This is a genomic window from Curtobacterium subtropicum (assembly GCF_030362975.1).
GTDB classification, from domain to species: Bacteria; Actinomycetota; Actinomycetes; order Actinomycetales; family Microbacteriaceae; genus Curtobacterium; species Curtobacterium subtropicum.
In genome coordinates, this window is the sequence record NZ_JAUCMM010000004.1 from 88,892 (window position 1) to 112,779 (window position 23,888).

Genomic DNA, 23,888 nt, shown 5'->3' on the forward strand with positions numbered 1-23,888 from the left:
CAGGTCACCGCCCGCGACGCTGCGCCGCGAAGGCGGAGAGGATCTCGCCCTGCAGCCCGAACATCTCGGCCTTCTCCTCCGGCTCGGCGTGGTCGAACCCGAGCAGGTGGAGGATGCCGTGGCACGTGAGCAGCAGCATCTCGTCGGTCGTGGTGTGCCCCGCGGTCTTCGCCTGTTCGGCGGCGACCTGCGGGCAGACGACGATGTCGCCGAGCAGCCCGGCGGGCGTCGGTTCGTCCTCGGTCCCGGGGCGGAGTTCGTCCATCGGGAAGCTCAGGACGTCCGTCGGCCCCGGCTCGTCCATCCACCGGACGTGCAGCTGCTCCATCGCGCCCTCGTCGACCAGGACGATCGCGAGCTCGGCGTCCGCGTGGACGTGCAGCGCGTCGAGCGCGAAGGCGGCGAGGCGCTGGACCGCCTGCTCGTCGACCTCGACACCAGACTCGTTGTTGAGCTCGATGCTCACCGGTTGCCTCCTCGGGCATCGTTCTGCGGGTACGGGGACTGCTGACGGTCCTGCGGCGGGCGTCCGCGGCGCTCGGCACGGTTCGCCCCCTCCGGGTTGCCCACCGGGGCGGTCCCGCGGCCGCCGGGTCGGTGCCCGGCCTGCTCCGCCAGTCGTTCCTCGTCGTAGACCGTGTAGGCGTCGACGATCCGGCCGACCAGGGTGTGCCGGACGACGTCCTCGCTGCCGAGCCGGGCGAAGTGGATGTCGTCGACGTCGCCCAGGATGCGGGTGACGAGCCGGAGACCGGACAGGTTGCCGGGCAGGTCGACCTGGGTGATGTCACCCGTGACGACCATCTTCGAGCCGAAGCCGAGGCGCGTCAGGAACATCTTCATCTGCTCGGGCGTGGTGTTCTGCGCCTCGTCGAGGATGACGAACGAGTCGTTCAGCGTCCGACCGCGCATGTAGGCCAGCGGTGCGACCTCGACCGTGCCGGCCGCGAGCAGCTTCGGGACCAGCTCGGGGTCCATCATCTCGTTGAGCGCGTCGTAGAGCGGCCGCAGGTACGGGTCGATCTTGTCGGTCAGGGTGCCCGGCAGGAACCCGAGCCGCTCGCCTGCCTCGACCGCGGGGCGGGTCAGGATGATGCGCGTGACCTCGCGCCGCTGGAGCGCCTGGACGGCCTTCGCCATCGCCAGGTAGGTCTTGCCCGTACCGGCCGGCCCGATGCCGAAGGTGATCGTGTGCTGGTCGATGGCGTCGACGTAGGCGCGCTGCCCGTCGGTCTTCGGGCGCACGGACTTGCCGCGGCTCGAGACGATCGGCGTGCCGAAGGTGTCCGAGGGCTTGCGGTCCTCGTCGAGGATGCGCGCCGACGTCGGGATGTCGGCCGGGCCGATGTCCTGGCCACGCTTGACCATGGCGACGAGCTCGTCGACGAGCGCGTGCGCGCGGGCGACGTCGCGCTCGGCACCGGTCAGGGACACCTCGTTCCCGCGGACGAGCACCCGGACGCCCGGGTACTGGCGTTCGACCGTCTTGAGCAGGCGGTCCTGCGGGCCGAGGAGCTGCACCATCGCGATGCCGTCGACCTGGATGTCGACGGTGACGTCCGACGGATCGGTGACGGGACGCGCCACGGGGCGGTCGGTCCCGGGCTGGGTGGGTTGGGGACGGACGGGTTCGTCAGCCGGCAAGGAGATTCCCTTCGTGCAGATCACCTGCGAGGACGTGCGCGTGCACGTGGAACACGGTCTGACCGGCGGCTTCGCCGGTGTTGAAGACGAGACGGAACTGGCCACCGGACCGCTCGTCGGCGATGCGACGGGCGGTGGCGACGACGTGTGCGAGCAACTCCGGATCGCCGGCCGCGAGCTCGGTGACGTCGCGGTACTGCTCGGTCTTGGGCACCACGAGCACGTGGACGGGCGCCTTGGGCGCGATGTCCTCGAAGGCGATCACCCGGTCGTCCTCGGCCACGATCGTCGCCGGGACCTCGCGCGCGACGATCTTCGAGAAGATGCTCGGCTCGCTGCTGCTCATGGTGTCCATCGTAGGACCCGCCTCCGACGCCGCTACCAGCGCCCGAGCCGGGTCTGCAGGACCGCCAGGGCCGCAGGTCCGGCGGTCGAGGTGCGGAGCACGGTGTCGCCGAGCCGCACCCGGACCGCACCGGCGGCCTCGAGCCGGTCGAACTCGGACCCGTCGATGCCGCCCTCCGGGCCGACCACCAGGACGATCTCGTCGACGTCCACCGGCGGCTCCCACGCCGACAGCCGCACCGCGCCCACCGGGTCCAGCACGACCACCGCACGCCGTGCCTCCCGGCCGGTCCCCGACGACGAGCCGGCCAGCCCGGCGAGTTGCGTCGTCGTCACCGGCGCGTCCACCGCGGGGACGCGCGAGCGGACCGCCTGCTTCGCGGCCTCCTGCGCGATCGCCGCCCACCGGGCGCGACCCTTCTCGACCTTCGCGCCGTCCCAGCGGGACACGCTCCGCGCCGCCGACCAGGGGACGATGCGGTCGACGCCGATCTCGGTCGCCGCCTGCACCGCCATCTCGTCGCGCCCGCCCTTCGCGAGTGCCTGCACGAGCACCAGCGCGGGGCGCGGAGCCGGGTCGACCGAGACGTCGGACACGGTGAGCGTCAACGTGTCCCTGCCCGTCGCGGCCACCGCACCGGTCACGACCGTGCCGCGCCCGTCCGCGATGCGCAGCGTCTCGCCGACCCGGACCCGTGCGACCGACACCGCGTGCCGGCCCTCCGCGCCGTCGAGCGACACCGGGTCGCCGACGCCGACGCCGTCGAGCCGGCCCGGCTCGACCAGGTAGAGCGAGGCCATCAGAAGTTGAAGAAGCGGTCGCGCAGCTTGCCGAACATGCCCTGCTGGAAGCGCGCGAGCTGCGGCCCCGGTGCCCTGTGCGACTTCGCCAGCTGCTCGACGAGGCCGCGCTCCTTGTGCGAGAGCTTGGTGGGCGTCACGACCTGCACGCCGACGCGGAGGTCCCCGCGCCCGGCGCCGCGCAGCTTCGTCACGCCGCGGTCCTTGATCACCAGGACGTCGGCGCTCTGCACGCCCGGTCGGATCTCGAGCTCCACGGGTCCGTCGAGGCCGTCGATCGTGGTGTGCGCCCCGAGGATCGCGTCGGTCATCTGGACCTCGAGCGTGGCGAGCAGGTCGTCGCCGTCCCGGCTGTAGACGTCGTGGTGGCGGACCTTCACCTCGAGGTAGAGGTCGCCCGAGGGACCACCGGCCGGGCCGACCTCGCCCTGACCGGGCATCTGCAGCCGGAGTCCGGTCTCGACACCCGCGGGCACGTCGACGGGGATCGTGCGGCGGGCACGGACGCGGCCCTGCCCCTGGCACGTCGGGCAGGGGCTCGGGATGACGGTGCCGTAGCCGCGGCACGTCCCGCAGGGCGCGCTCGTCACGACGTTGCCGAGCAGCGAGCGCACCTGGCGCTGGATGTGCCCGGAGCCGCCGCAGATGTCACAGGTGCGCGGGCTCGTCCCCGGCGCGCAGCACGAGCCGTTGCACGTCTCGCAGACGACGGCCGTGTCGACCTCGACGTCCTTGTGCGTGCCGAAGACGACCTCGTCCAGGTCGACCTCGATGCGCAGCAGGGCGTCCTGCCCGCGCTCGGCGCGGCTCCGCGGACCGTTGCCGCGTCCGCCGCCGCCACCGCCGCCGAAGAAGGCGTCGAAGATGTCGCTGAAGCCGCCGGCGGCACCACCGCCGAAGGGGCTCTCCTGCGGGCCGGCGTCGTAGCGTCGGCGCTGCTCCGGGTCGCTCAGCACGTCGTACGCGTGCGTCACGTCCTTGAAGCGCTCAGCCGCGTCCGGGCTCGGGTTGACGTCCGGGTGCAGCTCGCGCGCCAGCCGTCGGTAGGCCTTCTTGATGTCGGCATCGGAGGCGTCCGGCTGGACGCCGAGGACGTCGTAGTGGTCTGCCACGGTTCCCTCAGTCGGTTTCGGTTCGGTCGGTGGGTCGCGGCGGTCGCCGCGGTCCGGTCTGGAGGCGCGGAGCCGGTCCGCTGGACACCGCGCGTCGGGCGCGTGGTCCGGTCAATGTTCGCCCAGCAGCTTGGACAGGTACCGTGCGACCGCGCGGACGGCGGCCATGTTCGTGCCGTAGTCCATGCGGGTCGGGCCCAGGACGCCCAGTCGGGCGACGGCACCGCCGCCGGCGAGGTACCCGCCGGCCACGATGCTCGTCGCGTCGAGGCCGTACTCGGCGTTCTCGGCGCCGATGCTCGCGGCCACGGCCACGTCGTCCACCTGCATCTCGCCGAACAACCGGAGCAGGGTCACCTGTTCCTCGATCGCCTCGAGCACGGGGAACAGGCCGCCGGAGAAGTCGCGTTCGCTCTTCGCGAGGTTCGCCGCACCCGCCATCACCAGGCGGTCCTGGCGGTTCGCGGCGACCTGCTCGATGAGCGTCGCGACGACGACCCCGCCGAGGGTCTGCGCGTCCGGGCGGAGCTGCTGCGGCACCGCGCGCAGGGCACGGGGCACGTCCTGCAGCAGGAGCCCGACACTCGCGCCGTTCACCACCGTGCGGAGCTCGGCGAGGGAGTCCTCGTCGAGGGGGACGTCGGTCTCGACCACGCGCTGCTCGACCCGGGCGGTGTCCGTGATGAGGACGACCATGAGCCGGGTGTCGCCGAGCCGGACGAGCTCGACGTGCTGCACGCGGGCCCGCACCATCGACGGGTACTGCACGAGGGCGACCTGGTTGGTGAGCTGGCTGAGCAGGCGCACCGTCCGCCCGAGGACCTCGTCGAGGTCGTTCGGCGTGCCGAGGAAGGTCTCGATCGCGTGCCGTTGGGCGCTCGACAGCGGTCGTGCGGCGGCGAGGTGGTCCACGAAGAGCCGGTAACCCTTGTCCGTCGGGACCCGGCCGGACGACGTGTGCGGTGCCGCGATGAGCTGTTCGTCCTCGAGCTGCGCCATGTCGTTGCGGATCGTCGCCGCGCTGACCCCGAAGGCGTGGCGTTCGACGATCGTCTTCGAGCCGACGGGCTCGCGCGACGCGACGTAGTCCCGCACGATGGCCTTGAGGACCTCGAGGGAGCGTTCGCTGACCATCCGGACCCCTTCCGTTCGATGCTGGCACTCGGACGTGTCGACTGCTGATCCTACGCCCGACCACCGATCGACCGGGACCGCGGGGGCCCGCGCCGGTACGCTCACGGCATGAGCTACGGACAGCAACCAGGCGGCCCGCAGGACGGCCGGTACGGCCAGCAGCCGGGAGGACCCCAGAACCCGCAGGGACCGCAGTACCCGGCCGGCTTCACGCCGCCCCGGCCGATGTCACCGGAGGACCAGCGCCTCTGGGCGACGCTGACCCACGTCGGCGGCATCTTCTTCAGCCTGGTCGTGCCGATCATCGCCTACCTGGTGCTCCGCGACCGCGGGCAGTTCATCAAGGAGCACACCCGCCAGGCGTTGAACTTCCACATCACCATGGCGATCGCCGGGTTCGTCTGCAGCCTGTTGGCCATCGTCGTCATCGGGCTCGTGCTGCTGCCGATCCTCTACGTGATCGTGATCGTCTTCGCGATCATGGCCGCCCTCGCGGCGAACCGCGGCGACCTCTACCGCTACCCGCTCACCATCGAGTTCGTCAAGCAGTAGCAGGCGAGCGTTGCCGCGCGGGCGGCAGCCCGCGCGTCAGTCGAGCAGCTCGCGGACGACGGCGTCCGCGAGCAGCCGGCCCTGCAGGGTCAGCTCGATCCGTCCCCGCACCGCGGCCGAGCCGTCCACGAGACCACGGGCGATGAGGCCGGCGACGCGGCCACGGGCCTCCCGGCCGAGCTCCGCGGTGGTGAGTTCGCCCCGCACGCGCGCGGCCAGCAGCACCCGCTCGACGTACCGGGTGTCGGCGTCGAGCGTCTCGCGCCCGGCCGCCGGGGACTCCCCGGACAGCACCCGGTTCGCGTACGCGGCCGGGTGCTTCACGTTCCACCAGCGGGTGCCGGCGACCGCGGAGTGGGCGCCCGGGCCGACGCCCCACCAGTCGTGGCCCTTCCAGTACGACAGGTTGTGCCGGCTCGCGTGGCGCTCCGGACCGCCCTGCTCGTCGGCGCGGGCCCAGTTCGACACCTCGTACCAGGCGTAGCCGGCGTCGACGAGGGTGCGGTCGGCGAGCTCGTACATGTCGGCCGCCAGGTCGTCGTCCGGCGCGGGCAGCTCGCCGCGGGCGACCATGCGTCCCATGGCCGTGCCCTCCTCGACGATGAGCGAGTAGGCGGACACGTGGTCGGGGGCGCAGGCCAGTGCGGCATCCAGCGAGGTGCGCCAGTCGTCGAGGGACTCCCCCGGCGTCGAGTAGATGAGGTCGAGGCTGACGTCGAGGCCCCGCTGCTTCGCCAGGTCGACCACCAGCGGGACGCGCTCGGGGTCGTGCGTCCGGTCGAGCGTGGCCAGGACGTGCGGCACGGCGGACTGCATGCCGTAGCTCATCCGGGTGAACCCGCCGCGCTCGAGCGTGGCGATGGAGTCGGCGTCGACGGAGTCCGGGTTCGCCTCGGTCGTGACCTCGGCCCCCGGCAGGATCCCCCACGTGTCGTCGATGGCCCGCAGGATCATCACCAGGTCGTCCGCCGGCAACATCGTCGGCGTGCCGCCACCGAAGAACACCGTCGAGACCGGGCGACGCGGTACCCCGGAACGGTCGAGCACCTCGGCCGCCCAGCGGATCTCCTGCACCGCGTGGCCGGCGTAGTCGTCGCGGCGCACCCCGCGCAGCTCGGACGCCGTGTAGGTGTTGAAGTCGCAGTAGCCGCAGCGCACCCGGCAGAACGGCACGTGGACGTACACCCCGAAGGGGACCTCGCCGGCGCCCGGGCCGGGGGTGAGCAGGCCGTCCGCGGGAGCGGGATCGGCGATCGGGAGCGCACTCGGCATGGACTCCATTCTCGGCCATGATGGAGCCATGGAGCACCACACCGTCCCCACCACGGTGCTGTGGGACATCGACGGCACCCTCGTCCTGAACGCCGCGTCGCCGGGCAACCTGTACCACCTGGCCGTCGAACGCGCCGTCGGCCGCGACCTGGTGCTGAAGGTCGGGCACCAGCACGGCCGCACCGACGCTGGCCTCATCGCCGACCACGTCCGCGCGCACGACCTCGACGACGCGCTCATCCCCACCGTGAGCAGACACCTCCGCGACCTGACCGACGAACGGTACGGACGGGGCGAACGGCGCTCCCCCGCACCGGGAGCCGCTGCGCTCGTCCGACGCTTCGCCGAGCTCGGTTGGCGGAACGGACTGCTGACCGGCAACTCCGAGCACCGCGCACGGGTGAAGCTCGGGGGCGCGGGCTTCGACCTCGACGCGTTCGACTGGGAGCACTCGTACTTCGGGGACGCGGAGGTCGAGCGCACCGGGGTCACCGCACGGGCCGCCGCCGCACTGTCCGGGGAGCGTGCCGTGATCGTCGGGGACACCCCGCGCGACGGCGAGGCGGCCGACGCGGTGGGGATCCCGTTCGTCGCGGTGGCGACCGGGGTGTACGAGGCCGATGCCCTGCGCGGGACGAGCGCGGTGTGCGTCGCGCGGGACTGCGTGCAGGACGCGCGGCTGCTCGAGGACGCGATCGCCGCGCTGCCGCCGCTGCGCTGAGCGGGGCGCGGTCGGGCGTGGTCCGTGCACTGCCGCGCGCGTGGCCGTACCCCGCGGCGCGTGCCGCGGTCAGTCGCCTCGGAGTGCGCTGAGGTACTTGGCGGCCATCACGCGCTGCTGCCGACGGAGCAGGGGCGCGACGAACGCCCACTTCCGGCTCGACGGCTGCGAGAACTGCCGGACCTGGAGCCACACCGAACCGTCGCTCGTCCGCTCGATCACGAACGACTCCTCGCCGGAGAGCGGGTGACCCTCGAGGGTGCCGTACGCGAAGCCCTTGCGGTCGGTCTCGTCGATGATCGACACGACGCGGACCGGCGCGTGCACGGTCTGCCCGAACGCGTGCATCTCGAGCGTCGCCGTGGTGCCGGCCGTGAGCAGCGGGGTGCCGTCGGCCGCGAACTTCTCGACGCGGGGTGTGCCGATCGACGCCGGCGCGACGGGGACGCCGTGCTCGTCGAACGTCACCGGGTTGTACCGGACCTCGTCGTCGTCGGGCTGGTCCTCGACCTGCACCCGGATGCCGCTGCGCTCCTGGATCTGCCAGGTCAACGCCTGCGTCACCGCGGTCTCGAACCGCGCGTCCCCGTGGCCGATCCGTGCCCGCGACTCCGCCGGGGTGAAGCCCTCCGGCGGGTAGGTCATGAGGTCCGCCGCCTGCGTGGCGCCGACGGCACCGTAGGTCAGGGCGGTCCGGTAGCTGCCGCGGGAACTCATGGATCCATCGTACCGGCGGGGCCGACCGCACCGTGTCCCCCGGAGCTCGGAACGGACGACGGAGCCCCGCTCGTGGCGGGGCTCGGCCGTGCTGCTCGTGGTCGTCGAGCTACTTCTTCTTCTCTTCCACGTCGCCCGAGAGCGCCGCGATGAAGGCTTCCTGCGGGACCTCGACGCGACCCACCATCTTCATGCGCTTCTTGCCCTCCTTCTGCTTCTCGAGGAGCTTGCGCTTGCGGGTGATGTCACCGCCGTAGCACTTCGCCAGGACGTCCTTGCGCATCGCCCGGATGCTCTCGCGGGCGATGATGCGCGCGCCGATCGCGGCCTGGATCGGCACCTCGAACTGCTGGCGCGGGATCAGCTTGCGGAGTCGCTCGGTCATCAGCGTGCCGTACGCGTAGGCCTTGTCGCGGTGGACGATCGCGCTGAACGCGTCGACCTGCTCGCCCTGCAGCAGGATGTCGACCTTGACGAGGTCGGCAGCCTGGTCGCCGGTGGGCTCGTAGTCGAGCGAGGCGTAGCCCTGCGTCTTGCTCTTCAGCTGGTCGAAGAAGTCGAACACGATCTCGCCGAGGGGCATCTCGTAGCGGATCTCGACGCGGTCCTCACCCAGGTACTCCATGCCGAGCAGGGAGCCGCGGCGCGACTGGCAGAGCTCCATGATCGCGCCGACGTAGTCCTTCGGCGCGAGGATGGCTGCGCGCACCATCGGCTCGCGGACCTCGACGATGCGGCCGCCCGGGAACTCGGACGGGTTCGTGACCTCGGTCACGGAGTTGTCCTCGCTCGTGACCTCGTACACCACGCTGGGCGCGGTCGTGATGAGGTCGAGGCCGAACTCCCGCGACAGGCGCTCGGTGATGATCTCGAGGTGCAGCAGGCCGAGGAAGCCGCAGCGGAAGCCGAAGCCGAGCGCGACCGAGGTCTCGGGCTCGTACACGAGCGCAGCGTCGGAGAGCTTGAGCTTGTCGAGCGCCTCGCGCAGGTCCGGGTAGTCGGAACCGTCGATCGGGTACAGGCCCGAGAAGACCATCGGCTTCGGGTCCGTGTAGCCGGGCAGTGCCTCGGTCGCGGGGCGCTGCGCGCTCGTGACCGTGTCGCCGACCTTCGACTGGCGGACGTCCTTCACGCCGGTGATCAGGTACCCGACCTCGCCGACCGAGAGTCCCTTGGTCGGCTTGGGCTCCGGGCTGGAGACGCCGATCTCGAGGATCTCGTGCGTGGTGCGCGTCGACATCATCTGGATCTTCTCGCGCGGCTTGATCGTCCCGTCGATCATGCGCACGTAGGTGACGACACCGCGGTAGCTGTCGTACACCGAGTCGAAGATCATCGCGCGCGGCTCGGCGTCGACGGTGCCGACGGGCGCCGGGACGGAGCCCACGACCCGGTCGAGCAGCTCGGGCACGCCCGCACCGGTCTTGCCGGACACACGCAGCACGTCCTCCGGCTTGCCGCCGATGAGCTGCGCGAGCTCGGCCGCGTACTTGTCCGGGTCGGCGGCGGGCAGGTCGATCTTGTTGAGGACCGGGATGATCTCGAGGTCGTTCTCGAGCGCCAGGTACAGGTTGGCGAGCGTCTGCGCCTCGATGCCCTGGGCCGCGTCCACGAGCAGGATCGCACCCTCGCACGCGGCGAGGGACCGCGAGACCTCGTACGAGAAGTCGACGTGGCCCGGGGTGTCGATCATGTTCAGGGCGAAGGTCTGCCCGTCGAGCTCCCACGGCATGCGGACGGCCTGTGACTTGATCGTGATGCCGCGCTCACGCTCGATGTCCATGCGGTCGAGGTACTGCGCACGCATCGCCCGCTCCTCGACGATGCCGGTGATCTGCAGCATGCGGTCGGCCAGCGTGGACTTGCCGTGGTCGATGTGCGCGATGATGCAGAAGTTGCGGATCGCCTCGGCCGGGGTCGCGGCGGGCTCGAGCGGCGCGGATGCTTGTGGGCTCACGGTTCCTCAGGGGGTCGGTGCGGTCGAACGATTGTCCCACGGTTGCACGCGGGCAGCGCGCACCGGCGCCCGGCCTGTGGTGGCGCGGCACGGACCGGGACGGTGTGCAGGACAGCCTGGAGGCGCCTGGCGGGGCCGCCACCACCCTCCCGTCCGTCAGACGGTCGCCGAGACGGGCGCGGGCAGCGCGCCCAGGCCGCGGCGTAGGTCCTCGACGGTCGCCGCCAGGCAGACCCGGACCCAGCCCTCGCCGGAGCGGCCGAACGCACTGCCCGGCGCGACCGCGACGTGTTCCCGGTGAAGGAACGCGAGCGCCCACTCGGCGACGTCGCCCTGCGAGGCGTGCGAGACGTCGATCCACAGGTAGAAGGCCCCGCGCGGGTCGAGGTAGCGGATGCCAGCCGCGTCGAGGACCTCCTTCGCGACGGCGAGGTTCGCCCGGTAGTGCTCGCGGGCGTCCTGCACGGCCTGGTGGTCGCCCACGATCGCCGCGAGGGCGGCCCACTGGTCCGGCTCGGCGACGCAGCTGATCATGGCCTCCTGCGTCGTGCGCATCGTCGGCCCCATGCCCTTCGGCGTCACCAGGTAGCCGACCCGGACGCCGGTCATCGCGTACGTCTTGCTCAGCGAGAAGGCGGTGAAGACCCGGTCGTCCTCGTCGAGCGACGCGATGCTGACGTGGCGCGTGCCGTGGGTGAAGTACTCGTAGACCTCGTCGCTGATGACCCAGAGGTCGTGCCGCTTCGCCAGGGCGAGCAGGGCGCGGAGGGTCTCCTCGCCGAACACCGAGCCCAGCGGGTTCGACGGCGAGTTCACCACGATCGCGCGGGTGTGCTCGGTGATGCTCGCCTCGAGCGCCTCGAGGTCCGGCTCGAAGTCGTGCTGTGGCTCGAGCCGGTACGGCACCGGGGTCGCCCCGATGATGTGCGCGTTCATCGTGAAGGTCGTGTAGCCGGGGTCCGGCACGAGGACCTCGTCGCCCGGACTGAGCACGAGGGTCATCGCCTGGAACAGCGCCTGGGTCGCACCGATCGTCATCCAGACCTGCTCGACGTCGACGTCGATGCGGTTCTCGCGTCGGAGCTTGTCGCGGATCGCCTCGCGCAGTGGCGCGACGCCGCCGTTCGGTGTGTAGTCGGTGCGGTCCTCGCTCCAGGCACGCCGGGCTGCCTCGCCGATGTGCGGGGCGACCGGGACGTCGGGCTCGCCGATGACGAGCATCGCGACGTCGGTGCCGTCCGCACGCAGCAGGGCGGCCTGCTCGTAGACGCGGCGGATACCGGAGGCCGGGACGGAGTCGATGCGCGGGGCGAGTGAGGGCACCTCGTCACGGTAGCCCGTCCATGTTGCGGGATCGTTTCCGCCGCTCGCGGCCGGTCCGGTGCCGTGACGCTCGAGTGCAGCGGTGCTCGGCCGGTGCGGTGCTCGTCCGGCGCGTCGCTCGTCCGGCGCGTTGCGCGTCCGGCGAGTCGGGGCTTTGGTCGTCCGTCGCTCTGCTGGTAGAGTCGGTGGCTGGCTTCCGCGTTCCCCGCCCACGGGTGGAACGCGATGCGACAGAGGGCCCCTCTACCCGACGTCGCGACCACCCGTAGCAGACGAACAAGGAGCAACACGCATGGCGAACATCAAGTCGCAGATGAAGCGCATCAAGACCAACCTCAAGGCCCAGGAGCGCAACAAGGCCTACCGCTCGGAGCTCAGGACGGTCATCCGTCACACGAACGAGGCCGTCGTCGCCGGCGACAAGGACAAGGCCGTCGCGGCCCTGGCCCTCGCGTCGAAGAAGCTCGACAAGGCTGTGAGCAAGGGCGTCATCCACAAGAACCAGGCGGCGAACCGCAAGTCGGCCATCGCCAAGAAGGTCTCCGCGCTCTGAGCGTCTGACACCTGCACGAGAGCCCCGCACCGATGGTGCGGGGCTCTCGTCGTTCCGGGTGTGTGCGCGTCGAGGTGACCGAGGTGCAGTGCCGACGAGCGACGGCCGACGAGCGGTGGCCGACGAACCAGGTTCTCGACATCGAACCAGGACCGCCCGCTGGTTCGGTGTCGGATCCGTGGTTCGATCCGGGAGGCGCGTCCCGCCTCAGCGCTCCTCGCCGCGACGGGCGATGGTCCGGACCATGACCTCGAGCGCGTAGTGCGCGTCGCGCGACCCGCCCTTCACCGCGGTGTCCGCCGCCGCGATACTGGTGATCGCGTTCGCCAGCCCAGCCTCGCTCCACCCCGCGACGTCGCGCTGCGCACGCTGGACCTGCCACGGCGCCATGCCGAGCGCGGACGCTGCCTGTCCGCTCGTCCCGCGGAAGGAGCTGACCTTCGCCATCGTGCGGATCTTGCTCGCGAACGCGGCGACGATCGGCACGGGGGCCTCGCCCGTCGCCAGGGCGTGCCGCAGCTCGACGATCGCCGGGGCCGAGCGACCCGCGAGTGCGATGTCGGCGACCTTGAACGCGTTCGTCTCGACGCGGCCGCCGTAGTACTTGTCGACGGTCCGGTCGGTGATCTCCTCGGCCTCGTCCGCCAGCAGCTGTCGACAGGCGGCCGCGAGCTCCGCAAGGTCGTCCGAGAACGCCGCGACGAGGGTCCGGACCGCCGAGGGAGCGATCTTCCGCCGGGCGGCCCGGAACTCGGCGTTGACGAAGTCGATCTTGTCGGTGTCGCGCTTGAGCTCGTCGCACTGCACCTCGACGCCCCCGCCGACACCGCTGCGGATCGTGTCGAGCAGCTTCTTGCCGCGCATGCCGCCACCGTGGCGCAGCACGAGCGTGACGTCGTCGGCGGGCGCCTGCAGGTACGAGATCGTCTCGGTGATGAAGGCGTCGGTGCACTTCTCGACGTTCGTCACCCGCACGAGTCGCGGCTCGCCGAAGAGCGACGGGCTCGCGAGCGTCGCCAAGAGGCCCGGTGCGTACTGGTCCGCCTCGAGGTCGTGCACCTCGAGCGCCGGGTCCTCGCCGACGAGCAGGTCACGGAGGACGCTGCTCGCGCGCTCGGCCAGGAACTGCTCGGGCCCGGTGACGAGAACGACGGGGGCCGGTCGGACGCCGGACCACGGCACCTGGTCGATCGCGGCGGCGGCGCGCGAGGGCTTCTTGGCGGGCATGCGTTCCTTCCGTCGGCTCCGGGACGAGCTGGTCGGGGCCTGGTCCGATCCTACGGGCCGCCGCCGACGGAGCAGCGACCGGCCGGACTGCCGCAGCCGCAGCCGCCGACCGAGCCGGCACCGTCCCGATCAGCGCCGCCACCGACGGCCGGGGAGCCGTCCGCTCGGTCCAGACCTGCAGCGCGCCGTCGGCCGAGCGCGAGACCACGACGGTGCCCTGCTCGTCGGTGCGGAACGCGGTCGTCCCCGCAGCACGGAGGGCGTCGAGCGCCGCTGCCGTCGGGTGCCCGTACGTGTTGTCGGCGCCGACCCCGATGAGCCCGACCGGTGCCGCGAGCTGTCGGTACAGCGCAGGATCCTGGTCGGCGGACCCGTGGTGGGCGACCTTCACCACGTCGGGGTGCGACTCCACGATCGGTCGGAGCCGCCGCTGCGCGTGCGCCCCGAGGTCACCGAGGAAGACTCCCGTCACGCACGCCGTGCACGCTGCGCCGCGCATCGTCTCGAGCACGAGACTCGCATCGTTGCCGGAGTCCGGCGAACCGGCCGGCGGCCACACCAGCCGCCAGTCGAGAGCACCGAGGGTGCCCGAGGTCCCGTCGTCGGCGGTGCGGACCTCGACGCCCGCCCGGTCGAGCTCCTCGACGACCCGGTCGTCCTCGGGCCGTCCGACCGGCCCGACGAGCGCCCGCGCCACCCGGTCCGTCACCGCCCCGACCGCGCCGACGTGGTCGCGGTCGAAGTGGGTGAGCACCAGCAGGTCGATGCGGTCGACCCCGAGCAGCTCGAGGCACCGGAGCAGCAGTCCCTCGTCGTCCCCGGTGTCGACGAGGGCGACCGGCCCGGCGCCGTCACGGACCAGGACGGCGTCGCCCTGGCCGACGTCGCACGCCGCCACCGACCAGTCGCCGGGCACGGTCGACCGCACGACGAGCCGCGGGACCGCCACGACCCCGAGGCCGATCGCGACGACGGCTCCGGCGGCCACCAGCGCCGAGGTCCGTCGGCGGCGATCCGCAAGCACGGCAGCGGCCACCGCTGTGCTCGCCGTCCCCGCCGTCGCGACGCCGAGTGGTCCGGCCGGCCAGTCGAGTGTCGCCGCGGGCAGTGCGGCCGCACCGTGGGCGATCGTGCCGATCGCCGCCGCGGGCGCCCAGGCGACGTGGGCGACGACCCCGGCGCCCCACGGCCACACCGGAGCGAGCAGGCACGCGAGGAGTCCGGTCACCGTGACGACCGGCGCGAGGGGCTCCGTCACCAGGTTCGCGGGCACGGCGTAGGTCGGCAGTGACGGGGCGAGCACGACCGTCACCGGCCAGCACGCGAGCTGTGCCGCGACCGGGATCGCCACGGCAGCGGCCACGGCCCGACCCCACCGCTCGGCGAGCAGCGCGGTCAGCGGCGGGGCGAGCACGATGATGCCGCCCGTGGCGAGCACCGACAGCGCGAACGCAGGAGCCCTGGCGTACCAGGGGTCCACCACCAGCATGCCGAGCACCGTCAGCGCCAGCAGCGGGACCCCGCGGAGCGGTCGGCCGGAGAGCCGGACGGCCAGCACGACGACCGCCATCACCGCCGCGCGCACGATCGACGGGTCGGGTCGCACGAGCACCACGAACGCGGCGAGGAACCCGACGGCCACGACCACCCGCACCACCCGCGGGAGCCCGATCGCTCGGCACCCGGCCACGACGAGCGCGACCACGACGGCACAGTTCGAACCGGACACCGCCGTCAGGTGCGTCAACGCGGTGGTCTCCATCGCGGCCTCGGTCGCCGGATCGAGTCCGCTGCGGTCCCCGATCGCCAAGCCGCGCAGCAGGGCGCCGCCGGGTTCGGGCAGCCCGTCCGTCACGGCCACGAACGCCTGCCGGACGCGGTCCGTCGCCGCGAGCGGCCCCGTCGGTGGCACGACCGACGGGTGTCCGCGCAGGAAGACCACCGCCGCGGTCGGGGACCCGTCGTCGTCGAGCTGCACCGTCCCGCGTGCGCGGAGCGTCGACCCGGCCGCCGCGCGGAGCCGCTCGCCGGGGACCACGCGCACCGGGACGTCGAGCCCACCGACGGCGTCGAGCGCACGCACCGTGCCCGTCGTGGACCGGTCGGCGTCGGCGAGGTCCCGGGTCAGCACGACCTCGACGGACACGGTCCGATCCGTCCGGTCGACGAGTGCCTCCGGCGACCGCTCGGGCGCACCCGCCGCGACGGCCACCGCGACCAGCGCACAGCAACCGGCGGTGACGAGGACGACGCCGAGCACACCGCGCGCCACCGCCCGGTGGTGATCCGTCGACGGGTCGGGGACCACGGCGCCCTCGTCGTCGATGCCGGATCCGCCCTGCCGTCCGGACCGAGTCAGCACCACGAGCACCAGGACGACGACGAGGCCGACCGCCCCGGTCGACGCGGCGCACCACCACGCGGCGGACGGCACCCCGACGAGCAGGACGGCCTCGACCCACGCGAGCAGCACCGGACCCGCCAGACGCAGCTCGGCCGCCCGCGGACGCAGGTCCCCGACGCTCGTGCGCACGTCCACGGCTCAGACCCGGACCCGGTCGCGCAGCTCGGCGAGCCGCGTCTCCCCGATGCCGCTGACCTCGAGCAGGTCGTCCACGGCCGTGAAGCCACCGTGCTCCTCCCGCCATGCCAGGATGCGCGCCGCGAGTGCCGGGCCGATGCCCGGCAGCGTCTCGAGCGTCGTCTGGTCGGCGGTGTTCAGGTCGACGACGGCCGCACCGGCGGCCCCTCCGCCCGCGCCGCTGCCCCCTGCGGCGCCGCCGGCACCCGTTCCCCCGCCACCCGAGCCACCGACCCCCGGCGCATCCGGCCGGAGTGCCTCGGGGACGTCGTCCTCCCCGACCCGCGGCACGTACAGACGCTCTCCGTCCACGACCGGACGAGCGAGGTTGAGCCGAGCGAGGTCGGCGTCTCCCGTGGCACCCCCGGCCCGCCGCAGCGCCTCGTCCACGCGGGTCCCGGCGGGGACCTCGACGACCCCGGCCCGCGCGACCGCGCCGACCACGTACACGGAGACCACCGCCGCACTCGGCGAGCCGGAGGGCGTGCCGGAGCCCGCGCCGGAGCCGGAGCCCGCGCCGGAGCCGGAGCCCGCGTCCGACGGGGCCGACGCACCCGCATCCGGCACGGAGTCGGAGCGCCCGCTGACCGCCGCGGACGACGGGCCGCTCGTCACCGTCACACCGGCCGACGAGTGCGTACCGATCGTGCTGATCGCGACGACCACCAGGGCGAGCACGACCACCACCGCGGCCAGCACCACGGCCGCCCGCGGGGACAGCGCGGACCGGGAGACCCACGACCCGCCACCGGGCCGTCCAGGAGACGGAGCAGTCATGCCCGGCACGGTAGGTCGGCCGCGGGAACGCCGACGGCCCGGCGGTCCCTCCTGTGGAGGGACCCGCCGGGCCGGTCAGCTGGGGAGGACTGCCGCCAGCCCCAGCAGGCGCCGTGTCAGCCCTTGATCGCGATGTTCACGAGCTTCGGCGCCCGCACGATGACCTTCACGATCTCGCGGTCGCCGATGTACCGCTGCACGTTCGCCGAATCGCGCGCGAGCTGCTCGAGCTCGTCCGCCTCGATCGACTTCGACACCTCGAACGAGTCGCGCACCTTGCCGTTGACCTGCACCACCGCGGTGAGGGTGTCCTGCACGAGGAGCGTCGGGTCGGCCTTCCGCCAGCCGTACGTGGCGACGGTCGCCTCGTAGCCCAGCTTCTCCCACATCTCTTCTCCGGTGTACGGCGCGAAGACGGCGAGGGCGAGGGCGATCGTCTCGACGGCCTCGCGCACCGCCGGGTCGCCGGCGCCGGGGCCGCTGTCGATGGCCTTGCGGGTGACGTTGACCAGGTCCATCAGGCGCGCGATCACGACGTTGAACTTGAACGCCTCCATCATCCCCGGCGCGTCGGCGAGGAACCGGTGCGTCACCTGGCGAAGGGCACGGTCGCCGTCGGCCCACACGGCGTCCGGGGTCGACGTGACGTCGAGCGCCAGGCGGTAGGCGCGGGCGAGGAAGCGCGCGGACGCCGACGGCGACACGTCCTCCCAGTTGATGTCGTCCTCCGGCGGACCGGCGAAGCCCATCACGAGACGGATCGCGTCGACGCCGTTCGCGTCGAGCTCGTCACCGAGCGAGACACCGCCCTTCGACTTGGACATCTTCGAGCCGCCGGACAGCACCATGCCCTGGTTGAGCAGCGCCGAGAACGGCTCGGTGAAGTCGAGGTAGCCGAGGTCGAACAGCACCTTCGTGACGAAGCGCGCGTACAGCAGGTGCAGGATCGCGTGCTCGATGCCACCGATGTACTGGTCGACCGGCGCCCACTTCCGCGCGGCCTCGGGGTCGAACGCCTGCGTGTCGTCCTGAGCGGACAGGAAGCGCAGGAAGTACCACGACGAGTCGACGAACGTGTCCATCGTGTCCGTGTCGCGCGTCGCGGGGGTACCGTCGACCGGGTTCGGCACGTTCACCCAGTCGGTCGCCCCACCGAGCGGCGAGGTGCCCTTCGGCTTGAGGTCGAGGCCCTCGGTCGACGGCAGGCGCACCGGCAGCTCGTCCACCGGGACCGGGTGCTCGGTGCCGTCGGTGCCGTGGATGATCGGGATCGGGGTGCCCCAGAAGCGCTGGCGCGAGATGAGCCAGTCGCGCAGGCGGTACGTCTTCGCGGCCCGGCCGGTCCCGCGCTCCTCGAGCAGGGAGATCGCCGCGGTGATCGCGTGCTGCTTCGACATGCCGTCGAGCGGTCCGGAGTTGATCATCCGGCCCTGGCCGGTCAGGGCTTCGCCCGTCGCCACCGGGTCGAGGGCGGGCAGGTCCTCGAGCGTCGCGCCCTCGGGGATCACCGGGATCGCGCCGGTCACCGGCTGGTTGGTGTCGACGACGACCCGCACCGGCAGGTCGAACGCCCGGGCGAAGTCGAGGTCGCGCTGGTCGTGCGCCGGCACGGCCATGACCGCACCGTGCCCGTAGTCGGCGAGCACGTAGTCGGCAGCCCAGATCGGCAGGCGCTCCCCCGTCAGCGGGTGGATCGCCCAGCGTCCGAGCGGCACGCCCGTCTTCGGCCGGTCGGCGTTCTGCCGATCGATCTCCGAGGTCTTCTGCGTCGCGGTCAGGTACTCGTCGAACGCGTCGCGCACCGCGGGCTCGGCAGACGAGACCAGCGACGCCGCCAGGTCGGAGTCCGGCGCCACGACCAGGAAGGTCACCCCGTGGATCGTGTCCGGCCGCGTGGTGAACACGGTGACGGGCTCGTCGCGCCCCTCGATGACGAAGTCGACGTCGGCACCGACCGAGCGGCCGATCCAGTTGCGCTGCTGCGCGATGACCTTCGCCGGCCACCGCCCCTCGAGCTGGTTGAGGTCGTCGAGCAGCCGATCAGCGTACTTCGTGATCGCGAAGTACCACTGCGTCAGCTTCTTCTTGACGACGACGGCGCCGGAGCGGTCCGAGGTGCCGTCGGGCAGGACCTGCTCGTTCGCGAGCACGGTCTGGTCCACCGGGTCCCAGTTGACCCAGCTGTCCTTCCGGTAGGCCAGGCCCTTCTCGTACATCTTCAGGAACAGCCACTGGTTCCACTTGTAGTACTCGGGGTCCGAGGTGTGGATCTCGGTCGTCCAGTCGAAGGACGGCGCGTACCGCTTGAACGACGCCTTCTGCTGCTCGATGTTGGCGTACGTCCACTCCGCCGGGTCGACGCCGCGCTTGATCGCCGCGTTCTCGGCGGGCAGCCCGAAGGAGTCCCAGCCGATCGGGTGCAGGACGTTGAACCCCTGCTGCCGCCAGTAGCGCGCCACGAAGTCGCCGAGCGCCCAGTTCTCGGCGTGCCCCATGTGCAGGTCGCCGGACGGGTACGGGAACATCTCGAGGATGTACTTGCGCGGGCGCGAGTCGTCGAGGTCGGTCGTGAAGAGCCCGAGCTCCTCCCAGCGGGGCTGCCACTTCTCCTGGATGCGGCGGAAGTCGTAGGCGTCCGGGTCGACGGCTGCGGGCGCGCCGGAGTGCTCGGTCGAGTGCGCAGTGGAGTGCTCGGTGGTCACGATCACCAAGGGTACAAGGCCTGGAGGCCCGCCCCGGCCCCGCCGACGGCCCGCACCTCCGGCGGGCGGTCACCGGATCCGGGGACCGACTCCGTCGGCGACGATCCGCCCGTCGCGCATCCGCACCGTTCGGTCCACGAGGTCCGCCGGCACCGGCACGTGCGACACGACCAGGACCGTGCGACCGTCCTGCCGCGCGGCACCGACGAGGTCGCGGAGCACGGCGTCGCCGAGGTCCGGGTCGACGTCGGCGGTCGGCTCGTCGAGCACCAGCACCGGGAACGCGTGCAGCAGCGCACGGGCGAGCGCGAGCCGGTGCGCCTGTCCGCCGGACAACAGCCCGCCGCGCTCCCCCACCGGGGCGTCGAGCCCGCCGCGCCGTCCGACCCACGGGCCGAGCCCCACCCGGTCGAGCACGTCGGTGAGCTCGGCATCGGTCGCGGTGTCGCGCGCGAAGAGCAGGTTCTGCCGCACCGACTGGTCGAACACGAACGGATCCTGCTCCACGAGCCCGACCCGGGCACGGACCGCGTCCGGGTGCATCGTCCGGGCCTCGACCCCGTCGAGCGTGTAGGAGCCCTCGTGGTCGACGAACCGCACCAGGGCGTCCACGAGCGTCGACTTCCCGGCGCCGCTCGGACCCTCGAGCACGACGACCTCGCCCGGGTGCAGGTCGAGCGAGACCCGGTCGACCGCCGGGGTCGTCGCGCCAGGCCACCGCACGGTGACGTCGCGCAGCGCGAGGCGGACGGGCCCGTCGACGACGAGCTCCGCCGGGTCCGCGGCCTCGTCCGGCTCCGGCACGATGCCGTCCGGCAGCGTCGCGGGGACGACTTGCTCGACCCGCTCGGCGGCAGCGCGGACCCGTCGGAGCGTCAGGACGGCGAGCGGGACCCCGCCGACGACCTCGAAGAGTGCGAGGGGCACGAAGACGGCGAGCGCCCAGAGCGGTCCGCCCAGCGCACCCGAGACGACCGCGGGCGCCCCGACCGCGAGCACCCCCACGACGGCGCCGCCGCCGACCAGGCCGATGAGGGCCCCGACGAGCGATTCGACGGTCGCACGACGCCGGACCGCGCGCGTGACACGGGCATCGAGCGCCGCGATGGTCGACAGCCGGTCGGGCAGCGTGCCGTAGGCGGTGAACACGTCGAGGGTCCGGACGGTGTCGAGCACAAGGTCGGCCACGTGTCCGCGCTCGGCGGCCGTCTCGCGGTCCGACCGATGGGCGACGGCGAGCGTGGTGACCGTCCCGAGCAGCGCGGCGAGCGCGAGGGCGACGACGAGGACGACCGCCGCCGGCCACCAGACCACGGCGACCGCGACGACGGAGAGGAGGGCGACGACACCCGCGGAGACGAGTGGTCCGACGACGCGGATGGGCAGGTCCTGCAGCCGGTCGGTGTCGGTGACGAGCCGGGTGAGCAGGTCGCCGCGCCCGGTCGCTCCGAGCCCGGCGGGCGCCACCGAGGCGAGCCGACGGTACATCTCGGTGCGGACGACGGCGAGCTGACGGAACGACGCATCGTGCCCGGCGAGCCGGTCGACGTAGCGCAGCGCGGCACGGCCGAGGGCGAACGCGCGCACCCCGACCATGACGAGCGTCAGGTACAGGATCGGTGGCTGCTCGGCCGCGCGGGTGATGAGGTAGCCGCTCGCGGCGAGGAGCGCGACCGCGCAGACGGCACTGAGCGTGCCGGCGGTGACCGCCTTCGCCCAACCGGCCCCGTGGGGCAGGGCCAGCCGCAGGACGGAGGTGGGACGGGCCTCCCGGCTCATGCGCGTGCCTCCTGTCGGTGCGTCACGGTCACGACTCCCCCGGGGCGGAGGTCGACGCGGACGTCCGCGGCGGCCAGCACGGTGGGGCGGTGGCTCGCCACCACGACGACCGCACCGTCGGCCGCGAGCGACCGCACGGCGTCGACGACGGTGCGTTCCGCGTCCGCGTCGAGGGCCGACGTCGGCTCGTCGAGCAGGACGAGCGGGGTGCGTGCGCGACGGGCCCGGTAGAGGGCACGCGCGACCGCGACGCGCTGCGCCTGGCCGCCGGACAGGCCGGCTCCCCCCGGTCCGACCGGGAGGCCCGGGTCGAGTCCCAGCCCCGCCTCGCCCAGTGCGCGGCGCACGTCGTGGTCGTCGGGTCGCGTGTGCAGGGCGACGTTCTCGGCGACCGTGCCACGCACCAGGCGCGGGCGCTGGTCGCCCCAGGTCGTGCGCTCCACGCGGGGTGCGCCCGCCGGGCCGGGCACGCTCACCGTACCGTCGTGCGGCAGGACGCCGCGGATCGCGGCGATCAGGCTGGACTTGCCGGAGCCGCTGGGTCCGGCGAGCGCGACGACGGTGCCGGGCCCCGCGCGCAGGTCGAGCGGGCCGACGACGACGTCCGGTCGGCGGACCACCACGCCCTCGAGCACCAGGTCGGTGTCCGCGCCCGCCGGGGCGTCGGGGGCATCGGTGTCGGTCGACGCCGCGCGGCTGTGATCGTCGAGGACGTCGAGCACGGCACCGGATGCCTCGACGCCGTCCTGGGCTGCGTGGAAGTCGGCACCGACCTGGCGGAGGGGCGCGAAGGCCTCGGGGGCGAGGACGAGGACGAACATCGCGGCACCGAGGCCGAGTGACCCGTCGACGAGCCGGACGCCGATCGACACCGCGACCAGGGCGACGGACAGGCTCGCCGCCAGCTCGAGGGCGAAGCCGCTGACGAAGGACAGCCGCAGGACCCCGATGGTGCCGCGGCGGTACTCGTCGGTGACGGTGCCGATGCGGCCGACCTGGCGGCGGGCACGTCCGAATACCTTGAGGGTCGCGAGCCCCTCGACCGCCTCGGTGAACGCACCGCCGAGCCGGGTGAGCGCGTCCGACTGCCGCCGCTGGAGCGCCTGGGTCGCCAGACCGATGAGCACCATGAACACGGGGATCACCGGCATGGCGAGCACGATGACGACCGCACTCGTCAGGTCGCCGTACCCGATCGCGACGAGGAGCACCGGGGTCGCGACGGCGGTGAGCGCGAGCTGGGGGACGTAGCGGCCGAAGTAGGCGTCCAGGGCGTCGAGCCCGGGGCCGAGGGCGGTGGCGAAGCCGGCGCTCGACCGTTCCGCGAGCCAGGACGGGCCGCGCTCCGCCGCACGGGCGAGGACGGTCGCGCGCAGCTCGCTCTTCACCGTCGCGCCGGCCCGGGCCGCCAGGTCGTCGGTCGCCCAGGCCGCGATCGCCCGGACCACGAACGCGCCGGCGAGCAGCGCGAGCGTCGGGACGAACGCGGCGGGGAGCTCCCCGTCGGCGAGCCGCCCGTCACGTACCGCGTCGACGCCGAGCGTGACCGCCGTGGCGATCCCCCACGCGATGCCGATCGTCGCGAGCGTGCGGACCAGGCCCGTCGCCGCGGACGCGACGACGGACCAGCGCGCAGCGCGCGACAGGCGGAGCAGACGAGGGTCGAGCGGCTTCACCGGGGGCTCCTAGTGCGCGGCCTGGTCGATGTGCGCGCGCGAGACGCGCTTGCGGAACACCCAGTACGTCCACGCCTGGTAGGCGAGCACGAGCGGCACGAAGACCAGCGCCACCCAGCTCATCACCGTCAGCGTGTACTGGCCGCTCGACGCGTTCGTGACGTTCAGGCTGTTCGCCGGGTCGTTCGACGCGGGCATGACGTCCGGGAAGATCGCCGTGAACATCGCGAGGACCACCGCGGCGATCGTGACCGCCATCAGCGCGAACGCGCGGCCCTCCTTGCCCCAGGCGGTGCAGAGCACGGCCAGGACGAGCGCGAGTGCGGCGACGACCGAGAGCACGAGGCTGGGCGGGGTCGCGCGGACGAACGCCATCGACACCAGGAACGCGGCGGCGACGACGATCGTCAGGACGCCCGCCCGGGTCGCCAGGCGCTTCGCCCGCTCGCGGATGTCGCCCTCGGTCTTCAGTGCGACGAACACGACACCGTGCGTGAAGAACACCAGCAGGGTCGCGAGCCCGGTCAGCAGCGCGAAGGGGTTGAGCAGGTCGAGGAACGTGCCCGTGAAGTTGTGTCCGGCGTCCATCGGGATGCCCCGGACGACGTTGCCGAACGCGACACCCCACAGGAACGCCGGGACGGCGCTGCCGACGACGATCATCAGGTCGAAGCGACGCTTCCACTCCGGGTGCTTCCGCTGGTGGCGGTACTCGAACGACACCCCGCGGGCGATGAGCGCCACCAGGATGAGCAGCAGTGCGAGGTAGAAGCCGGAGAACATCGTGGCGTACCACTCCGGGAACGCCGCGAACAGGCAGGCCCCGGCGACGATGACCCAGGTCTCGTTGAGGTCCCAGACCGGGCCGATCGTGTTGATGAGGACTCGGCGGTCGGTGTCGTCCCTGCCGAGGAACGGCAGGGACATGCCGACGCCGAAGTCGAACCCGTCGAGGACGAAGTACCCGACGAAGAAGAGTCCGACGATCGCGAACCAGAGGACGGGGAGATCCATC

At 72.6% G+C, this 23,888-nt stretch carries 20 protein-coding genes; 3 read left to right on the forward strand and 17 right to left on the reverse strand.

Going from position 1 to position 23,888, the window contains the following annotated elements:
- Nucleotides 1–4 precede the first annotated feature (4 nt).
- The 6 genes from ybeY to hrcA all read right to left on the reverse strand — a co-directional run bounded on the left by ybeY (nucleotide 5) and on the right by hrcA (nucleotide 5,036).
- Complete coding sequence (gene ybeY / locus QUG98_RS07880) at nucleotides 5–466, reverse strand: rRNA maturation RNase YbeY (protein ID WP_066653869.1); 462 nt, start codon at nucleotides 464–466, stop codon at nucleotides 5–7.
- Nucleotides 463–1,524, reverse strand: a complete 1,062-nt coding sequence (locus tag QUG98_RS07885; RefSeq protein ID WP_289470172.1) for a PhoH family protein — start codon at nucleotides 1,522–1,524, stop codon at nucleotides 463–465. Before QUG98_RS07885 ends, ybeY begins: the two co-directional genes overlap by 4 nt.
- 109 nt (nucleotides 1,525–1,633) lie before the next feature.
- On the reverse strand, nucleotides 1,634–1,990 hold the full coding sequence (locus QUG98_RS07890) for a histidine triad nucleotide-binding protein (RefSeq protein ID WP_289470009.1): 357 nt from the start codon (nucleotides 1,988–1,990) through the stop codon (nucleotides 1,634–1,636).
- A 32-nt stretch (nucleotides 1,991–2,022) separates the two neighbouring features.
- The gene (locus tag QUG98_RS07895) at nucleotides 2,023–2,790 is read right to left on the reverse strand and encodes a 16S rRNA (uracil(1498)-N(3))-methyltransferase (RefSeq protein WP_289470010.1); all 768 of its coding nucleotides are present in this window, start codon (nucleotides 2,788–2,790) and stop codon (nucleotides 2,023–2,025) included.
- Complete coding sequence (gene dnaJ / locus QUG98_RS07900; protein WP_289470011.1) at nucleotides 2,790–3,902, reverse strand: molecular chaperone DnaJ; 1,113 nt, start codon at nucleotides 3,900–3,902, stop codon at nucleotides 2,790–2,792. Before dnaJ ends, QUG98_RS07895 begins: the two co-directional genes overlap by 1 nt.
- A 111-nt stretch (nucleotides 3,903–4,013) precedes the next feature.
- Nucleotides 4,014–5,036 carry a heat-inducible transcriptional repressor HrcA gene (hrcA, locus tag QUG98_RS07905; protein WP_289470012.1) on the reverse strand — a complete coding sequence of 341 codons (1,023 nt, stop codon included), beginning with the start codon at nucleotides 5,034–5,036 and terminating at the stop codon, nucleotides 4,014–4,016.
- 108 nt (nucleotides 5,037–5,144) lie between these two features.
- Between hrcA and QUG98_RS07910 the strand changes: the two genes are divergently transcribed.
- Entirely contained in the window at nucleotides 5,145–5,588 is a 444-nt protein-coding gene (locus tag QUG98_RS07910; RefSeq protein ID WP_289470013.1) for a DUF4870 domain-containing protein, read from the forward strand.
- Between the two features lie 36 nt (nucleotides 5,589–5,624).
- On the opposite strand, the gene hemW is transcribed toward QUG98_RS07910, so the two are convergent.
- Nucleotides 5,625–6,860, reverse strand: a complete 1,236-nt coding sequence (gene hemW, locus QUG98_RS07915; protein WP_289470014.1) for a radical SAM family heme chaperone HemW — start codon at nucleotides 6,858–6,860, stop codon at nucleotides 5,625–5,627.
- Nucleotides 6,861–6,888: 28 nt separating this feature from the next.
- On the opposite strand from hemW, the gene QUG98_RS07920 reads away from it, so the two are divergent.
- Entirely contained in the window at nucleotides 6,889–7,581 is a 693-nt protein-coding gene (locus QUG98_RS07920; protein WP_289470015.1) for an HAD family hydrolase, read from the forward strand.
- A gap of 69 nt (nucleotides 7,582–7,650) precedes the next feature.
- On the opposite strand, the gene QUG98_RS07925 is transcribed toward QUG98_RS07920, so the two are convergent.
- The 3 genes from QUG98_RS07925 to QUG98_RS07935 form a co-directional block, all read right to left on the reverse strand.
- Nucleotides 7,651–8,298 carry a DUF1990 domain-containing protein gene (locus QUG98_RS07925; protein WP_289470016.1) on the reverse strand — a complete coding sequence of 216 codons (648 nt, stop codon included), beginning with the start codon at nucleotides 8,296–8,298 and terminating at the stop codon, nucleotides 7,651–7,653.
- A 109-nt stretch (nucleotides 8,299–8,407) separates the two neighbouring features.
- Entirely contained in the window at nucleotides 8,408–10,255 is a 1,848-nt protein-coding gene (gene lepA / locus QUG98_RS07930; protein WP_289470017.1) for a translation elongation factor 4, read from the reverse strand.
- A gap of 156 nt (nucleotides 10,256–10,411) precedes the next feature.
- Entirely contained in the window at nucleotides 10,412–11,578 is a 1,167-nt protein-coding gene (locus QUG98_RS07935) for a pyridoxal phosphate-dependent aminotransferase (protein WP_289470018.1), read from the reverse strand.
- A 292-nt stretch (nucleotides 11,579–11,870) separates the two neighbouring features.
- Here QUG98_RS07935 and rpsT point away from each other — a divergent pair, with 292 nt between their 5' ends.
- Nucleotides 11,871–12,131, forward strand: coding sequence for a 30S ribosomal protein S20 (gene rpsT, locus QUG98_RS07940; RefSeq protein ID WP_289470019.1), 261 nt, complete (start codon nucleotides 11,871–11,873; stop codon nucleotides 12,129–12,131).
- Nucleotides 12,132–12,338: 207 nt separating this feature from the next.
- On the opposite strand, the gene holA is transcribed toward rpsT, so the two are convergent.
- The 7 genes from holA to cydB all read right to left on the reverse strand — a co-directional run bounded on the left by holA (nucleotide 12,339) and on the right by cydB (nucleotide 23,887).
- Nucleotides 12,339–13,313, reverse strand: coding sequence for a DNA polymerase III subunit delta (holA, locus tag QUG98_RS07945; protein WP_289470173.1), 975 nt, complete (start codon nucleotides 13,311–13,313; stop codon nucleotides 12,339–12,341).
- Nucleotides 13,222–15,897 carry a ComEC/Rec2 family competence protein gene (locus QUG98_RS07950; RefSeq protein ID WP_289470020.1) on the reverse strand — a complete coding sequence of 892 codons (2,676 nt, stop codon included), beginning with the start codon at nucleotides 15,895–15,897 and terminating at the stop codon, nucleotides 13,222–13,224. Before QUG98_RS07950 ends, holA begins: the two co-directional genes overlap by 92 nt.
- A 3-nt stretch (nucleotides 15,898–15,900) precedes the next feature.
- Nucleotides 15,901–16,716, reverse strand: coding sequence for a ComEA family DNA-binding protein (locus QUG98_RS07955; protein ID WP_289470021.1), 816 nt, complete (start codon nucleotides 16,714–16,716; stop codon nucleotides 15,901–15,903).
- 116 nt (nucleotides 16,717–16,832) lie between these two features.
- Nucleotides 16,833–19,418 (reverse strand): leucine--tRNA ligase, encoded by a 2,586-nt coding sequence (gene leuS / locus QUG98_RS07960; protein WP_289470022.1) that lies wholly within the window; start codon nucleotides 19,416–19,418, stop codon nucleotides 16,833–16,835.
- Between the two features lie 69 nt (nucleotides 19,419–19,487).
- Nucleotides 19,488–21,197 carry a thiol reductant ABC exporter subunit CydC gene (gene cydC, locus QUG98_RS07965; RefSeq protein ID WP_289470023.1) on the reverse strand — a complete coding sequence of 570 codons (1,710 nt, stop codon included), beginning with the start codon at nucleotides 21,195–21,197 and terminating at the stop codon, nucleotides 19,488–19,490.
- Nucleotides 21,194–22,873 (reverse strand): thiol reductant ABC exporter subunit CydD, encoded by a 1,680-nt coding sequence (cydD, locus tag QUG98_RS07970; protein WP_289470024.1) that lies wholly within the window; start codon nucleotides 22,871–22,873, stop codon nucleotides 21,194–21,196. Before cydD ends, cydC begins: the two co-directional genes overlap by 4 nt.
- Before the next feature lie 9 nt (nucleotides 22,874–22,882).
- The gene (gene cydB / locus QUG98_RS07975) at nucleotides 22,883–23,887 is read right to left on the reverse strand and encodes a cytochrome d ubiquinol oxidase subunit II (RefSeq protein ID WP_289470025.1); all 1,005 of its coding nucleotides are present in this window, start codon (nucleotides 23,885–23,887) and stop codon (nucleotides 22,883–22,885) included.
- Between the last annotated feature and the right edge of the window lies 1 nt (nucleotide 23,888).